The sequence below is a fragment of the Jeotgalicoccus sp. S0W5 genome, assembly GCF_011634875.1.
Taxonomy (GTDB): domain Bacteria; phylum Bacillota; class Bacilli; order Staphylococcales; family Salinicoccaceae; genus Jeotgalicoccus; species Jeotgalicoccus marinus.
Genome location: NZ_SIRQ01000018.1, coordinates 232,168 through 246,843, shown reverse-complemented (window position 1 = coordinate 246,843; position 14,676 = coordinate 232,168). Strand labels below are relative to the sequence as shown.

The 14,676-nt window shown below is 36.9% G+C and carries 16 protein-coding genes; 12 read left to right on the top strand and 4 right to left on the bottom strand.

Annotated elements, in window-relative coordinates:
- Positions 1 to 2: 2 nt before the first annotated feature.
- From EYB29_RS11135 to recQ, 4 genes are all read left to right on the top strand, one after another.
- Positions 3 to 209 (top strand): hypothetical protein, encoded by a 207-nt coding sequence (locus EYB29_RS11135; protein WP_026867693.1) that lies wholly within the window; start codon positions 3 to 5, stop codon positions 207 to 209.
- 15 nt (positions 210 to 224) lie between these two features.
- Complete coding sequence (locus EYB29_RS11130; protein WP_166627278.1) at positions 225 to 482, top strand: hypothetical protein; 258 nt, start codon at positions 225 to 227, stop codon at positions 480 to 482.
- Between the two features lies 1 nt (position 483).
- The gene (locus EYB29_RS11125) at positions 484 to 1,428 is read left to right on the top strand and encodes a 5-oxoprolinase subunit C family protein (protein ID WP_166627277.1); all 945 of its coding nucleotides are present in this window, start codon (positions 484 to 486) and stop codon (positions 1,426 to 1,428) included.
- Between the two features lie 166 nt (positions 1,429 to 1,594).
- Complete coding sequence (gene recQ, locus EYB29_RS11120) at positions 1,595 to 3,376, top strand: DNA helicase RecQ (RefSeq protein WP_166627276.1); 1,782 nt, start codon at positions 1,595 to 1,597, stop codon at positions 3,374 to 3,376.
- A gap of 192 nt (positions 3,377 to 3,568) precedes the next feature.
- Here recQ and EYB29_RS11115 read toward each other — a convergent pair whose 3' ends face one another.
- Positions 3,569 to 4,450, bottom strand: a complete 882-nt coding sequence (locus EYB29_RS11115) for a DMT family transporter (RefSeq protein WP_166627275.1) — start codon at positions 4,448 to 4,450, stop codon at positions 3,569 to 3,571.
- Between the two features lie 322 nt (positions 4,451 to 4,772).
- Between EYB29_RS11115 and nrdI the strand changes: the two genes are divergently transcribed.
- From nrdI to EYB29_RS11085, 6 genes are all read left to right on the top strand, one after another.
- The gene (nrdI, locus tag EYB29_RS11110) at positions 4,773 to 5,186 is read left to right on the top strand and encodes a class Ib ribonucleoside-diphosphate reductase assembly flavoprotein NrdI (RefSeq protein ID WP_256370672.1); all 414 of its coding nucleotides are present in this window, start codon (positions 4,773 to 4,775) and stop codon (positions 5,184 to 5,186) included.
- Entirely contained in the window at positions 5,170 to 7,275 is a 2,106-nt protein-coding gene (gene nrdE / locus EYB29_RS11105; RefSeq protein ID WP_166627274.1) for a class 1b ribonucleoside-diphosphate reductase subunit alpha, read from the top strand. Before nrdI ends, nrdE begins: the two co-directional genes overlap by 17 nt.
- A 13-nt stretch (positions 7,276 to 7,288) precedes the next feature.
- Entirely contained in the window at positions 7,289 to 8,257 is a 969-nt protein-coding gene (nrdF, locus tag EYB29_RS11100) for a class 1b ribonucleoside-diphosphate reductase subunit beta (protein WP_166627273.1), read from the top strand.
- 138 nt (positions 8,258 to 8,395) lie between these two features.
- On the top strand, positions 8,396 to 8,821 hold the full coding sequence (locus tag EYB29_RS11095) for a FixH family protein (protein ID WP_166627272.1): 426 nt from the start codon (positions 8,396 to 8,398) through the stop codon (positions 8,819 to 8,821).
- Positions 8,822 to 8,867: 46 nt separating this feature from the next.
- Complete coding sequence (locus EYB29_RS11090) at positions 8,868 to 9,539, top strand: SDR family oxidoreductase (RefSeq protein ID WP_166627271.1); 672 nt, start codon at positions 8,868 to 8,870, stop codon at positions 9,537 to 9,539.
- 163 nt (positions 9,540 to 9,702) lie between these two features.
- A complete protein-coding gene (locus tag EYB29_RS11085) occupies positions 9,703 to 10,842 on the top strand; it encodes an ABC transporter substrate-binding protein (RefSeq protein ID WP_166627270.1) in 1,140 nt (379 codons plus the stop codon).
- 60 nt (positions 10,843 to 10,902) lie between these two features.
- Here the strand turns inward: EYB29_RS11085 and murB are convergent, their stop codons facing one another.
- On the bottom strand, positions 10,903 to 11,826 hold the full coding sequence (gene murB, locus EYB29_RS11080) for a UDP-N-acetylmuramate dehydrogenase (protein WP_026867682.1): 924 nt from the start codon (positions 11,824 to 11,826) through the stop codon (positions 10,903 to 10,905).
- A gap of 121 nt (positions 11,827 to 11,947) precedes the next feature.
- Between murB and EYB29_RS11075 the strand changes: the two genes are divergently transcribed.
- The gene (locus tag EYB29_RS11075; RefSeq protein ID WP_026867681.1) at positions 11,948 to 12,841 is read left to right on the top strand and encodes an EMYY motif lipoprotein; all 894 of its coding nucleotides are present in this window, start codon (positions 11,948 to 11,950) and stop codon (positions 12,839 to 12,841) included.
- 5 nt (positions 12,842 to 12,846) lie between these two features.
- Here EYB29_RS11075 and EYB29_RS11070 read toward each other — a convergent pair whose 3' ends face one another.
- Positions 12,847 to 13,101 (bottom strand): hypothetical protein, encoded by a 255-nt coding sequence (locus EYB29_RS11070; protein ID WP_035857355.1) that lies wholly within the window; start codon positions 13,099 to 13,101, stop codon positions 12,847 to 12,849.
- A gap of 108 nt (positions 13,102 to 13,209) precedes the next feature.
- Between EYB29_RS11070 and ytxJ the strand changes: the two genes are divergently transcribed.
- Positions 13,210 to 13,530 carry a bacillithiol system redox-active protein YtxJ gene (ytxJ, locus tag EYB29_RS11065; protein ID WP_026867680.1) on the top strand — a complete coding sequence of 107 codons (321 nt, stop codon included), beginning with the start codon at positions 13,210 to 13,212 and terminating at the stop codon, positions 13,528 to 13,530.
- A gap of 68 nt (positions 13,531 to 13,598) precedes the next feature.
- On the opposite strand, the gene EYB29_RS11060 is transcribed toward ytxJ, so the two are convergent.
- Positions 13,599 to 14,648 carry a GGDEF domain-containing protein gene (locus EYB29_RS11060; RefSeq protein WP_026867679.1) on the bottom strand — a complete coding sequence of 350 codons (1,050 nt, stop codon included), beginning with the start codon at positions 14,646 to 14,648 and terminating at the stop codon, positions 13,599 to 13,601.
- Positions 14,649 to 14,676: the final 28 nt, after the last annotated feature.

Below are 14,676 nucleotides of genomic sequence, written 5' to 3'. Positions count from 1 at the left end.
TTATGTTTACACTAATTTTAGCGATTTTAGTCATCGCGATTGTTGTCGTGACGCACTTTATTGTCACGTATTTATTAAAAAATAAAATTATTATTGTCGGTGTAACCCTCGGATTTGTCGGCGTAATTATTGCGATTGTTGTCTTCGGTATGGCTATGGGCAACTTTACGGAGTACGTTGCTGGTGAATTAGAATTCTTTTACCGATAAGGAGTGGGAAAATAAATGATTTTTGCAAATGGAGATACGGCAATTACATGCCAGATTGAACCTACTGAAGTAGAGCGTCTCTTAGCTACATATAAAAAAGACGGTAAGCTAACAGATAGCCCTTATATTACAGCGGTTCAGTTTACAAATAATACGGTGACATTCCATTACGAACCAATTGAAGTGATGGAAAATGAAAACACAATAGAACCCTCAACCTTCGTAACAACGATTGTGAAATCTGTGTTGAACCGTGAGAGTGAGGTAAAGTAAGATGAGTCTAATTATAAAGAAAAGCGGCCTGTTAACGATTCTTCAAACTGTTAAAAAGACCGAAATCAACAAAGAGAATAACGAATACAACGGTGCGGTTGATCGACTATCACCCATGCTTGCTAATAAATTAGTCGGCAACGATATCGATGAGCCGACGATTGAAATGTCAGGTCAACCTGGTGTGATTCAATTTACTGAACCAACAATTTTTGCATATTCGGGCGGAGAGTTCGAGGGCTCAATTAACGATGAAGATATTCATCCCAATCGTATTTACCATGTTGACCGTGGCGATGTGTTATCGTTTCATGAGTCATCAAGAGGTTGCCGTATATACTTAGCGGTCGCTGGCGGATTGGCTGCAGAAGCCTCCAATGTATTAAAATCGGGTGACGAAGTGATTATGCGTCGTGATTATAGTACGCTTCATGATGAAATTTTCCATATGATGTCTAACAAACGTAAAGTGGGCTGGGGCATTGCGGTGTACTCATTAGTAGAAGTATATCTTTCAGATACTTATCACATCGTTAAGAGACCTGATGTACCGGATTCTGTGTATGAAATGCTCGAAGAAAAAGAGTATGAAGTGATTCATGAAGATAATCGTGTCAACCTTGTGTTAAAAGGACAAGGGCTAGAAGACTTTGATCAAACAGGCGAACAGCCAGGTGTGCTCGGTGGGGTCTATATTAAAAACGAGACTCCAATCATCGCCCTTAACGATTTTAACAGCCAGACGGATTTAACTCATATTGGAACGATTCCGAGTTATCACATGCATAAGCTAGGTCAAAAACGTCCGGGGTCTAAGATTAAATTTAAAACAGTCGACATTGATGATGCGCATGCAGAAATGTATGGACATCACCTTTGGGTAAACAGTTTATTTAAAGCAATTGATTACAAAATTTCAAAAGAATTAGTAAAAGAAAAGATGTAGGAGTGATCTCTTTTTAAGTCGACCGAGTGAATTATCGGGCTTAAAAAGAGATTTTTTCTTGGAATCTTTGAGCCAAAGTTTAACAAAGATACTCGGATTTAATGTATAATATAGCAGATAAATATTTTGACCGTAAGTACATATATAAATGTAGGACTGATAATGTATGGAAGCTATTTTAAAAGAATACTTCGGCTATGACTCATTTAGGTATGGCCAAAAAGAAATAATAGAAAACGTGTTAGCCGGAGACAACGCCTTAGGTATCTTACCAACTGGTTCTGGTAAGTCTTTATGCTATCAAGTACCAGGCTTGATGTTCGGCGGTACGACACTTGTGATTTCTCCCTTGATTTCCCTGATGCAAGACCAAGTCGATGCCTTAAAAAAACGCGGAATTAATGCAGAGTGTATCAACTCTACCATGTCTAAAGTGGATTTAAATCGAGTGATGGATCGTATGATGAACGGTGACCTTCAGTTCTTATATGTTGCCCCAGAACGCTTTAATAATGAAGCGTTTAGAGCGGCAGTTGTAAACACAAAAATACCTTTTGTTGCTTTTGATGAAGCCCACTGTATATCTAAGTGGGGACATGACTTTAGACCAAGCTATCAGAGCATTATTCCCGAATTAAAGGGACTCTTACCAGACGCGCAAATCGTTGCAGTCACAGCGACAGCGACTGAGGAAGTCGAACATAATATTCAAGAATTATTAGATATTGATAATCATGCAGTCTTTAAGACAAGTGTTAAAAGAGAGAATCTCATCTTGTCTGTGAATCCAACTTACCAAAGAGAGCAGTTTATACTGTCGTATATCCAAAATCATATTGATGCCTCAGGTATTGTATATGTATCAACCCGTGCAGAGGTAGAGAAACTTTCTGAGTACTTAAATGAATACGATATTGGAAATGTTATTTACCACGGTGGACTAGGTAAAAAAGAACGTAGTATTAACCAGCAGAAGTTTGTCTCAGACGAAGTCAAGATTGTCATTGCAACAAACGCTTTCGGTATGGGGATTGATAAGCCGGATATCCGTTACATCATTCACTTTAACTTACCTGGTGACCTTGAAAGTTACTACCAGGAAATTGGGCGTGCCGGTCGTGATGGTTTAGACAGTGAATGTATCTTGCTATCGACTCAGCGAGATGTAAACTTACAACAGTTCTTCATCGACAGAGCGACGGCTAGTGAACAGTACAAGGACCATATGAGAGAAAAACTAGACTTAATGATCCAGTACAATAAGACGAATAAATGCTTGAGCAGTTTTATCGTTAAATATTTTAATGAAAACGAGTATGTCGAAGCCTGTGGTCAATGTTCAAGTTGCCTGTCTAAAAATAGAACAGAACCGATGACCACTGAAGCAAAGTTGATTTTGGGTCTAATTCAGAATTTAGATGGGGAGCTTTCAAAAGAACTCGTTATTCAAGTGATGCGAGGCGAACGCGCGGACAATATCCTCAGTCGTGGACTAGACAAGGAAGAAAATTTCGGTGTGCTTGATTCATTTAGAACAAGTGAAGTCAATCACTTAGTTGAAGAATTAGTGATGAGAGGCTACCTTCATTACACCAACCACAAGATGTACTTAATAGATAAAAGCCTAGACATATTAAATCATAAAGTAAAACTCTATACCGTACCTTACCGAAAAGAATATAACGAGCGTGTCAATGTTTCGACAGACTCCTCTCCAAACGAAGTGCTTTACGATAGACTCATTTCGACACGTAAGACACTCGCAGAAAAACATAAGCTAGATGAAGATGCGATTTTTACTGATCAAATTCTTAAAGAATTCGCCAAGAAAATGCCACAAACTAAGCAAGACATGATGCACATTCAAGGCGTTGGGAACTATAAACTCAAACACTACTGCCCATACTTCTTAGAAGAAATCCAACAACACGATAGCCAGCAAGTGTAGTGAAGTAAATTAACTCAAAAAGGGACTGCAATGGATGATTGCAGCCCTTTTTGAGTTGTGGACGGTTGTTGGTGGGGCTCCGCTTCGAAAGGAAAACGAAGCACACCATCCACCCAAAACAAAAACTACGCAGTATTTTGGTCTCTATCACCAAGGACTGCGTAGTATATGCTTTTATAGACAATATAAAGTTTACTTCTTACCTGCGATTTTCAAACGTTCTCGCTTCGGTGGTCTATTCTTCATGTACATATAGTAACTTGCTGAGAAGATAATGATGTAACCGAGTATAGACAAGGCATCAGGAATTTCGTTAAAGACGATGATACTAAATAATGCTGTAAAGAGAATCGTCGAGTAGAAGAAAATTGAGATTTCTTTAGCAGGTGCAAAGCTATAAGCAATCGTGAGTCCAAATTGACCAATCGCCGCAGATATACCGGACAGAATTAAAAACCAAAACTGACTGGCTGTCATTGCTTCATACTGGAAAATCATAAACGGTACGAGTGCAACGGTTGAAAAGAATGAAAAGTAAAATACTACAGTATAGAACTTTTCTCTACTTCCGAGCAATCTGAGCACAGTGTAGGCACCGGCTGCAAAGAGTGCCCCTAAAACACCTAGTAGCGCGAAATATGTATCACTTGAAAACGACGGTTTGATGATAAATACAGCACCAATTAAAGCGATGATAATCGAAATCATCTGGAAACGTCTTATATGTTCTTTTAAGAAAATCGCACAGAGGATAATCGTAAAGAATGGACTGAGTTTATTTAAGATGTCTGCATCACTTAGCACCATTCTATCAATGGTAAAAAAGTTAAGTAATACCCCAGCGAGACCTAAAGCGGAGCGTAAGAGTAACCAACCTTGGTTTTCCTTTTTACCAAAGAGTCGTTCGCGATTATATATCACAAGGACTAAGGCAATCATCATCGAGATAAAGTTTCTAAAAAAAGCTTTTTGAACAGTAGGTAGATCGCCTGCATATTTAACAAATAAAGACATCAAACTGAAACCGAGTGATGAAATAATTAGGGCAAGAATACCTTTAACTACATTATTCATTTACAACACTCCAAAAAAATTTGTACGTTAATTTCAACTTCTTGACTCCATTAAATTTCGCAAAAAATAATTTAAAAAAATAATATGATTTGTCATGACATACCCACCGTGACTTAGGGCGATTTATAACTCAATAAAGGGCGTGAAATTTTAATTTCAGGGAGTTTTTTACATTGCAATCAATTTTCTAATATGAGATTATAGAACATGTTAAATCATATATCTTGTGTTTTAAATTCTAAGTAAACACTATATGTAGTATTGATTAAAAATAAATGAACGAATCACTTGAATAGAACGTATGTTCTGTTTTATGATGTAATTGAATGGAGATGACAAAGTGATTATTGCTTATTATTCAATGACAGGTAATATCCGTCGCTTCTTAAATGGTATAGACATTCCAGACACCTATGAATTATATCAAATAACAGCTGATAATGTCAGAGAGAAAATTGGTGATCGTTTTATCCTGGTTACACCGACATACGGTTTTGGTGCAGTACCCGATATTGTAAGTAATTTCTTAAAAGTGAACGCTGAAAAAATGTTTGCGGTTGTCTCAAGTGGCAATAGAAACTGGGGTAGAAATTATGCACGAGCAGGCGAATATATCAGTGATGACTATAATGTACCACTTTTAATGAAGTTTGAGTTGCATGGTAGTCCAGAACAAAGAGAACAATTTTTAGTTGAATTAGAAAGGGCAGGGGAATTGCATGAAAGTATTAGATGAGAAAACATACAATCACGTTGAGTTAAATAACGAAGTCACTAAAAGAGACGAGACTGGTTTTTACAAACTAGAAAAAGATTTAGAAGCGCTTGAAGTCTTCATGGAAGAAGTGGAAAGTAAAACCATACATTTCGATTCTGAGCTTGAAAGATTGCACTACCTTGTTGAGAACGACTTTTACTATGATCTGTTTAAAGAGTATGATGAAGCAGGCTTAACTGAAATTATTGACCATGCGAATAGCATTGATTTCAAATTTAAGAGCTATATGGCAGCGAGCAAATTCTTTAAAGATTACACGTTAAAAACAAATGACAAAAAACAATATTTAGAAGACTATAGACAACACGTTGTGATTGTCAGCTTATACTTAGCAAAAGGAAACATTAAAACAGCTAAAACATTCATTACATCAATGATGGAGCAGCGCTACCAACCTGCAACACCAACTTTCTTAAACGCAGGACGTGCACGTCGTGGTGAAATGGTTTCATGTTTCTTATTAGAAGTAGATGACTCATTAAACTCTATTAACTACATCGATTCAACTGCAAAGCAGTTAAGTAAAATCGGTGGTGGGGTTGCGATTAACCTTTCAAAACTACGCGCACGTGGTGAGGCAATCAAGGGCATAGAAGGCGTCGCTAAAGGTGTATTACCAGTAGCGAAATCTCTAGAAGGCGGCTTTTCTTATGCCGACCAGCTTGGACAACGTCCAGGTGCTGGTGCAGTATACTTAAACATCTTCCACTATGACCTACCTGAGTTCCTTGATACTAAAAAGGTAAACGCAGACGAAGATATCCGCCTTGCAACAATTTCAACAGGTCTAGTCGTGCCATCTAAATTCTTTGAACTCGCACGTGATAACAAACCATTTAATACTTTTGCACCACACACAGTGGAAAGAGAATATGGTGTTGCACTTGATGACATGGATATGGATGAGATGTACGATGAGCTTGTGAAAAATGATAAGGTTAAAAAACGCGAATTTGATGCACGTGATATGTTAAACACAATCGCTCAAACACAACTACAGTCTGGATATCCATACCTAATGTTTAAAGACAATGCCAACAAAGTACACCCTCTTGGAGGTATTGGTGACATTAAGATTTCTAACCTATGTACTGAAATCTTCCAACTTCAAGAGACTTCTGTCATTAATGACTACGGTGTTGAAGATGAAATCAAACGCGACATTTCATGTAACCTAGGTTCTATGAACATTGCGAACGTTATGGATTCAGGTAAGGTAAAAGAAACAGTACATGAAGGTATTGAAGCTCTTACACTCGTTAGTGATGATACTTCAATCGCTAACGCACCAGGTGTTAAAAAAGCGAATGAAGAATTGCACTCAGTTGGACTTGGTGCAATGAACTTACACGGCTACCTTGCTAAGAACAAGATTGGTTATGAGTCAGAAGAAGCAAGAGACTTTGCAAACATCTTCTTTATGCTGTTGAACTACTACTCAATCGAAAAATCAATGATGATCGCAAAAGAACGCGGTGTAACATTCAAAGACTTCGATCGTTCTGACTATGCGAACGGTAAGTACTTTAAACGCTATACAGCTGAAGATATTACACCTCAGTTTGATAAGGTAGCAGATCTATTTGATCACATTCACATTCCGACTAAGGAAGACTGGGCAAACCTTCAACAAGAAGTTGAAGCGAATGGCTTATACCATGCTTACCGCCTAGCGATTGCACCAACACAAAGTATTTCTTACGTACAGAATGCTACAAGTTCTGTAATGCCAATCGTTGATATGATTGAACGTAGAACTTACGGTAACTCAGAGACGTTCTACCCAATGCCATTCCTATCTAAGGAAACAATGTGGTATTACAAGAGTGCCTTTAACACAGATCAAATGAAATTAATCGATATGATTGCTACAATCCAACAGCACGTTGACCAAGGAATCAGTACGATTCTTTACGTGAACTCAGAAATCTCTACTAGAGAATTATCTAAGTACTATATTTATGCACACCACAAAGGATTGAAATCACTCTACTACACGAGAAACAAATTACTCAGTGTTGAAGAATGTACAAGTTGTGCAGTATAAAGGAGAATGAACTATGAAAGCTGTTAACTGGAACAGAGAAGAGGATATGACCAATATATTCTGGCGTCAAAATATCTCACAAATGTGGGTAGAAACAGAATTTAAAGTATCTAAAGACTTAGCATCATGGGCAAGCTTGTCTGATGGTGAGAAAGATACATTCAAGAAAGTCCTCGCTGGACTGACAGGGCTGGATACGCACCAAGCAGATGACGGCATGCCACTAATCATGCTTCATACTCCAGATTTACGTAAAAAAGCAGTATATTCTTTCATGGGAATGATGGAGCAAGTTCACGCGAAATCATATTCTCATATCTTTACAACACTACTACCGACTACGGAAACTGATGATTTACTAGACGAGTGGGTTGTTAATAATAAGCATCTGACTTTTAAAGCAGACAAAATTGTCACAAACTATCATAAGTTACTAGATAAGAACCCGTCACTTTATGATCAGTATATGGCGAGAGTTTCATCAGTATTCCTTGAGTCTTTCTTATTCTATTCAGGCTTTTACTATCCGCTTTACTTAGCTGGAAATGGCCGTATGACAACGAGTGGTGAAATTATTCGTAAGATTCTACTTGATGAATCCATCCACGGTGTCTTCACTGGTCTAGATGCCCAAGTACTAAAAGCAGAGTTGAGCCAAGAAGAACAGGACCGTGCAGATAAGGAAATGTATGAACTACTTGATGAGCTGTATGCCAACGAAGTTGAATATACAAAAGATCTCTACGATAAAATCGGTTTAACTGATGATGTTCTAAATTACTTACAATATAATGCAAACAAAGCATTATCAAACTTAGGATTTGAACCTTACTTTGAAGAAAAAGGATTCAATCCAATCATTGAAAATGCTTTAGATACAACAACGAAGAACCACGATTTCTTCAGTGTTAAAGGTGACGGCTATGTTCTTGCGTTAAATGTTGAAGCATTAAAAGATGAAGATTTTATTTTTGAAGACTAGTTATAGTAACACGCTTGATGTTTATCACATCAAGCGTGTTTATTCATTTAGTCATAAAATATTCATTTCAGTATCATTGATGAGCAAAATGATAATGTAAAATGATATTTGAATGTAAAATAGAAATGAGGTATAACTATGAAACTAAAAGGAAGCTTTTTATCAGTAATCTTATTATTATCTTTAACTCTGGCTGCATGTTCAGATGGAGAAGGTTCAGAACACGGTGATCATGGAGATATGAATCACGATCACGCATCTAGTGATGAAGTGAGATCACTTGAAGTTGATTTACAAACACCTGAAAGCATCACTGCTGGTGAAGAAGTTGAATTTACAGCTCATGTGACATCGAATGAGGAAGACGTTACAGATGCGGATGCTGTTATGTTTGAAATCATTCAAGGCGAGGAATCATTAGAAATGATTGATGTTGAACATAGTGAAAATGGTGAATATGTACTACCATACACGTTTGAAAAACCAGGGGAATACAAAGTCATTTCTCACGTTGATGCCTACCAATTACATACCATGCCAGAAGAAACAGTAACAGTAGAGTAGTATGATATTATAGTAGTATCAAGATAGTCAGTTCTAGGAGGATATTATGGATCTAACAAATAAAACTTATATCGTATCGGGTGCAACAACTTATCTCGGTAGAGAGGTTGCGCTGGAATTGGCGACAAAAAATGCAAACATTATTCTAGCCGGCTTGGATTATAGCGAGCTAGAAGATGTAAAAGCAACACTCAGCGATACTACTGGCGAACATGAAATTGTTTTATTGGAACAGTCTAAAGAAATTGATTGGCTGGACGTTGTCCAAAAAATTGAGGATAGCTATGAATCGCTAAATGGTATTATTCTAGTTCATTCAATCTTTACGGATGACAAAACAGTCTACAATGTTAGTTTTAATGAATTTAGTGAGGTCATGTATGAACATGTTTGGGGAACGTACCTCGGTATTAGAACCCTGAGACCATTACTTAAAATTGAAAATGACGCAAAAATCATCAATGTCATTGAACCTTCATTTGAAGAAGTTTTCGAAAGAAACCTGTACTACACAGTTACAGGCGCAATTGAAGCTCTGACACATTCAACAGCAATTGAACTGAGTCGTGAAGATGTAGATGTTTATGCTCTAAGTTATCGCCCGACCTATAAGACAACGGAAGAAGAGCGTGCCAACCAAAAAGCAATTAAGAAAATTAAAGCAATTATCGACCACGATAAAGATATTCCAACAGGAGAAACGATCATTATCTCTTAAGATTAGCTTTATTTTAATAATCACACTTATATCTTTTAAGAGTAAGTGTGATTTTTCGTATTACGATGAGTTGGCTAGGAAAAACACGTCAGGCTATGTATAATTGCTAACAAGACTAAAAACGATAGTGATTTAAGTACGAATTTATGATGAGGAGCTTAATATGGAATTTAAAAAGTTATACTTATTATTGATATCAGGCCTTATATTATTACTTGCAGCTTGTAATCATAATGCTGAAGAAACAGCACCATCTGAAGAATCTGCAGCAGAAACTGAAGACACAGAAAGTGAAGTAGCAGAATCAGAAGAAGAACAAGAGGAAGAAGCGAGCTCTCCGGAGCACATCGCATACAAAAACTTTTTCAAGATTAAAAGTAGTACAGATGAAGACGATGATGACTTTACTCAAATTGATAACGATGTAGAATTACCGAAGAGTTCAGACCAAGTCGTTGTCTTCGACTTATCTGCAGCGTCCACTTTTGCAGCACTTGATTTAGAAGGAAATATCACCGGCATTCAAAAAGGGGAAGAAGGGGAACATTTAAACGAAGAATTGAGTGATATTTACGGATCAGACGATCATGTGAATGTAGGTACTGAAGATGAAATTGATTATGGGGCAGTTGAAGAATTAGACCCAGAAGTGATTGTTATAGGTGAAGATGAGTCCTATTCAGCTGTAATCAGACAACTGGAAGAAGCAGCACCGAATGCTGAAATTATCAGTGTCGATAAAGATAGCACGACTTATGTGGAAAACATTATAGAATTTACTAGCTTCCTCGGAGAGATGTATGGTGTTGAAGACCATGCAGAAAATTTAGTCGATGACTTAAATACAAATCTGACTGAGCTTAAAGAACGTGTGCTTGATTTAGAGAAAAATCTACTCTATTTTGAAGTGAATGATGAGGATTTAACTATTGATGAAACAAGTGGCATCAATGATTTTCTTTTCAGTGAAGTTGGTTTTAATCGCGTACTTGAACCGGTATCAAATGAGAATAGTCAAGTAGAACCAAATGCTGATTTCGGTTTCTCGTCCATCTCTAGTTTAAACCCAGGTATTATTTTAGCCCTAAACACAAACGGAGAAAAAGATATTGAAACAGTGACTGAGGAAATTTTAACAAATGAATCGCTCACTAACATTAATGCAGTCATCAATGAAAATGTCTATGTTATATCTGAAGACAACTGGGACGAAGAATCAGCAGGCTACTTAGACATTATGAATCAAATTGAGGACTTATCCGGTATGTTGGACTCAATAGAAGAAAGTAATAATGATGAGTGATATGTAGTAAAAGCCCGTTCGTATAACGAACGGGCTGCTTTTAGATTATACAATTAGCATTTATTCAAGATGATCGCCAATGATTCTAACTTCTCTGTTTAAAGTGACTCCGTATTTCTCATTTACAGTATCTTGAACAAATTCAATGAGTGCTTCGTAGTCGCTAGCTGTACCATTATCGACATTGACCATAAAGCCTGCGTGCTTTTTAGAGACTTCAACGCCACCAATACGATGGCCTTGTAGGCCAGCATCTTGGATGAGCTTCCCTGCAAAATTACCTGGTGGTCTTTGGAATACACTACCACAAGATGGATATTCTAAAGGTTGCTTTGTTTCTCGGCGTTCAGTTAAGTCATCCATGATCGCTTTAATATTTTCAGTATCCTTGTCTTTCTTTAATTTAAAGACAGCTGATACTACAACTAGATGTTCTGTCTGTACTCGACTTGTGCGGTAACCAAGATCTAATTCATCTGGGCTCAGCGTGATGATTTCACCCGCTTCATTAATTGCTTTAATATGGCTGAGGCAGTCTTTGACTTCCCCACCGTAAGCACCAGCATTCATATAGACAGCACCACCGACTGAACCGGGGATACCACATGCAAACTCTAAGCCAGATAAGCCATGCTGGAGTGCCATATGCGAAGCATCAATAATAGCAGCACCGCTATCTGCTGTTAAAGTGTCGCCTTCTACAGTAATGTTATTTAACTTTAAAAGGTTAACGACGATGCCACGGATGCCACCATCTCGAATAATAATATTCGATCCATTGCCTAAATAGGTCACCGGTAAATGGTTTTCATTTGCGAATTTGATGACTTTTGCAGTATCTTCTATATTACCGACCGAAATGTATATATCTGCCGGGCCACCGGTTTCTGTATATGTGTATTTATTTAAGGGTTCATCGCTTTTAACAATTGACGATGTCACTATGTTTTTAAGCGCTAAGACAAGCTTTTCTTTATCCACTATAATTATCCTCTCATTCATGCTTAACAATTATTATAGTGTATAATTAGAAAAAATTAAACTCACATATATGTTATACTATATCGTGTTATAAAAAGAAATCTACCTGAAGCGGGGTTCGTATATGTCTTTGAAAACGCTGATAAAAGGTTCGCTTATCATGGCACTATTATTTTTAAGTGCCTGTGGATCAAGTCTAGATGAAGATATTAAAACATATGAAAGTGATGCGGAGCGCCTAATAGAATTAAATAGTGAGTTTAATGATTTGGTCAATGATATGGATTTCGACCGAGTGGAGCGAATGTATTTTGAAGAAGAAGAAACAGATTTGGCATTTATTCAAGATTTAATCAATCGAGTCGATAAAGAACTAGTCCCATTAGCCGATAGCCTTGGACATGAAGTCGAATCAATCCAAGTCGAAAACCCTGAAGTTCAAGAAATTCATAATATTATGCTTGAAGATGTGCAAGTGAAGAGGGATTTTACAGCTCAAATCACTTCATTTCTAAACGCTTATGCGAGTTCGATTGACTCAAATGAACAACTTGTCACATTAAGCCAATCTTTTATCACGCACCAAGAGGAACGAGATAACCTTATAGAAGCAGCGGATTCAAGTGAAGAAATAGAAGAAATGAACACTTTGATTGATGTTTTAAATAAAAACAGTGAAGCACTAGATGAGCAAATAACGAACTTTCAAAGTAAAGAGAGTGTGGAAGAAAAAGAGCAGTTTGCCAAAGAAGATTTGCTACCTTTAATAGATCAGCATATTGAAGAAATAAATGCTCTAAATTTGACGACTTCTACTGCAACTCGGGCACGGACGATTTCGCTTGAGATGAATTACAATTATCGAACTTATTTTGAAGAAAGAAAAAATGTAATGGTATCCGTTGAGCAGCTACAGGAGCTTTCTTTAGAAAATCTTTTATCCCAGTTAGATACAGCATCAACACTTGATAGTCAGTTTGAAGAAGCGTTAAACAATAAAAAAAATGAGGCACCTTAGGTGCCTCATTTTCTATTTTGGTCTTCGTCAATATTTTTACCTGTTTGTATGTTGTGTAACGGATGATTTGGATCCTTTTCAACTTTTGAAATCATTACATTTCTTAAGATGACAGTAATCAACCAAAAGGCAAATACAGCCAGTAAAATATATGACATCGTACTATTATTTTGAAAGTCTAAGAAAAACAACACGACAACAATAAATAGAATCGCATTGATTGAGTCAAGAAAAGTCCATCGCTTTAATTTTCTAGTCATATGTATACAGCCTCCAATACATTTGCATTATACCATACTGCTATAGTCAATTTGATTAATTTTTAAATAAGTGATAAATTATATAAAGTCAATGAAAGGTGTGGTTATATGTTAACAAAAATCACCAACATAGATGCATTTCAAAACTTATTAAATGACAAGCATGAGTTCTATTTTTTAAAACACAGTAATACGTGTCCTATTTCTTCCTCAGCATTTGATGAATTTCAGAAATTTCATTACGAAAGAGATATGGATGGTTACTACTTAGTGGTACAAGATCACCGTGAGCTATCAAATTATATTGCTGAAACATTTGAAATTAAACATGAATCCCCACAAGCCTTCTACTTTGTAGATGGAAAAGTAAAGTGGCATGATTCACATGGTAAAATCACTTTAGCTACACTTAGTAGCGTAGAAGATTAAAAAATCACCCCTGTAGTTGAACTTCTAAGTTCTAAGCTGGGGTGATTTTGTTTGGTTTAAAAAGTATTCTATCCTATCGGTGCGAACATCACTCGGTTTTGACCGAGTTTTTTTGCTTCAAATAGGGCGCTCTCAGCTTCTTTTACGAGGTCTCTCTTCGTTGCAAGGGCAGCTTCTTTATAACCCACACCGACTGAAACCGTGACATCGACGGTGTCAATTTCATTGATGTGAAACTTAGAATACTCAACACTGTTTCTAATTGCTTCACCAAGTCTGACGGTTTTATCGAAGTTGATGTTGGGTATGACCATGGCAAATTCTTCACCACTGTTTCTAAAGAGCTGTCCGCCTGTCGGGACGTAATTTTGAAGTAGTGAAGCTAACTGTTTGATGATCTTGTCCCCGGAGTCATAGCTATGCTTATCGTTGTAGCGTTTAAAGTTATCGATATCAATTAAAAGTAGACTCAGAGATTCGTCGTTTTCAAAATGTTCATCAACTAATCTGTCTAATGACTTCACATTACCTAATTGAGTGAGATGGTCGATAAATTCATCATCATCGATACGCTTATTTAACTGATAGATTTGGTTGATATCTTCATACATAATATGTGCTGTAAAGATAATGACAGATGTTGCTACGAGTAGTATTATCCCTGTCATAAATGATATATTGTAAAAGAGCTGATTAATCACAATGGCATACAAAGATGTAAAGATTAAGTTCACAATAACTAGCTTCGTATGTGTAATCTTTTGGAAAAAAGGTGCAGCCATTAAAAATATTAAGTAGAGTATACTGAATACAATAAATGGCCCCAAGCTCAGTTCGAATATATAAAAGTAAAAGAAAAACACAATCAATGCTGAAACTAAACCATATATAAACGAATTATATGCTCCGAGTAAAAGGAGTGGAATAAAATAGAGTGCAATTTCGCCGTCAGCCGTCGAGAACGGTACGAGCATGGTCAATATCGCTAAAGTCGTCATGAGCAAGGTTTGGAATAAACCTGTTTCGACGATTTTCTTTTCTTCAAAGAATTGTATTCTATAAAAGAGGTAGATTCCACTGATAATCAGTGCGATATTTAACAGAAAATCTATGAACATGTCGGACCTCCTTTAGACTCTTATACTT

Excerpts from the sequence above, each read along its gene's own strand:
- EYB29_RS11135 (WP_026867693.1), top strand. The coding sequence starts at position 3 with ATGTTTACACTAATTTTAGCGATTTTAGTCATCGCGATTGTTGTCGTG.
- EYB29_RS11130 (WP_166627278.1), top strand. The coding sequence starts at position 225 with ATGATTTTTGCAAATGGAGATACGGCAATTACATGCCAGATTGAACCT.
- EYB29_RS11125 (WP_166627277.1), top strand. The coding sequence starts at position 484 with ATGAGTCTAATTATAAAGAAAAGCGGCCTGTTAACGATTCTTCAAACT.
- recQ (WP_166627276.1), top strand. The coding sequence starts at position 1,595 with ATGGAAGCTATTTTAAAAGAATACTTCGGCTATGACTCATTTAGGTAT.
- EYB29_RS11115 (WP_166627275.1), bottom strand. The coding sequence starts at position 4,450 with ATGAATAATGTAGTTAAAGGTATTCTTGCCCTAATTATTTCATCACTC.
- nrdE (WP_166627274.1), top strand. The coding sequence starts at position 5,170 with ATGAAAGTATTAGATGAGAAAACATACAATCACGTTGAGTTAAATAAC.
- nrdF (WP_166627273.1), top strand. The coding sequence starts at position 7,289 with ATGAAAGCTGTTAACTGGAACAGAGAAGAGGATATGACCAATATATTC.
- EYB29_RS11095 (WP_166627272.1), top strand. The coding sequence starts at position 8,396 with ATGAAACTAAAAGGAAGCTTTTTATCAGTAATCTTATTATTATCTTTA.
- EYB29_RS11090 (WP_166627271.1), top strand. The coding sequence starts at position 8,868 with ATGGATCTAACAAATAAAACTTATATCGTATCGGGTGCAACAACTTAT.
- EYB29_RS11085 (WP_166627270.1), top strand. The coding sequence starts at position 9,703 with ATGGAATTTAAAAAGTTATACTTATTATTGATATCAGGCCTTATATTA.
- EYB29_RS11075 (WP_026867681.1), top strand. The coding sequence starts at position 11,948 with ATGTCTTTGAAAACGCTGATAAAAGGTTCGCTTATCATGGCACTATTA.
- EYB29_RS11070 (WP_035857355.1), bottom strand. The coding sequence starts at position 13,101 with ATGACTAGAAAATTAAAGCGATGGACTTTTCTTGACTCAATCAATGCG.
- ytxJ (WP_026867680.1), top strand. The coding sequence starts at position 13,210 with ATGTTAACAAAAATCACCAACATAGATGCATTTCAAAACTTATTAAAT.
- EYB29_RS11060 (WP_026867679.1), bottom strand. The coding sequence starts at position 14,648 with ATGTTCATAGATTTTCTGTTAAATATCGCACTGATTATCAGTGGAATC.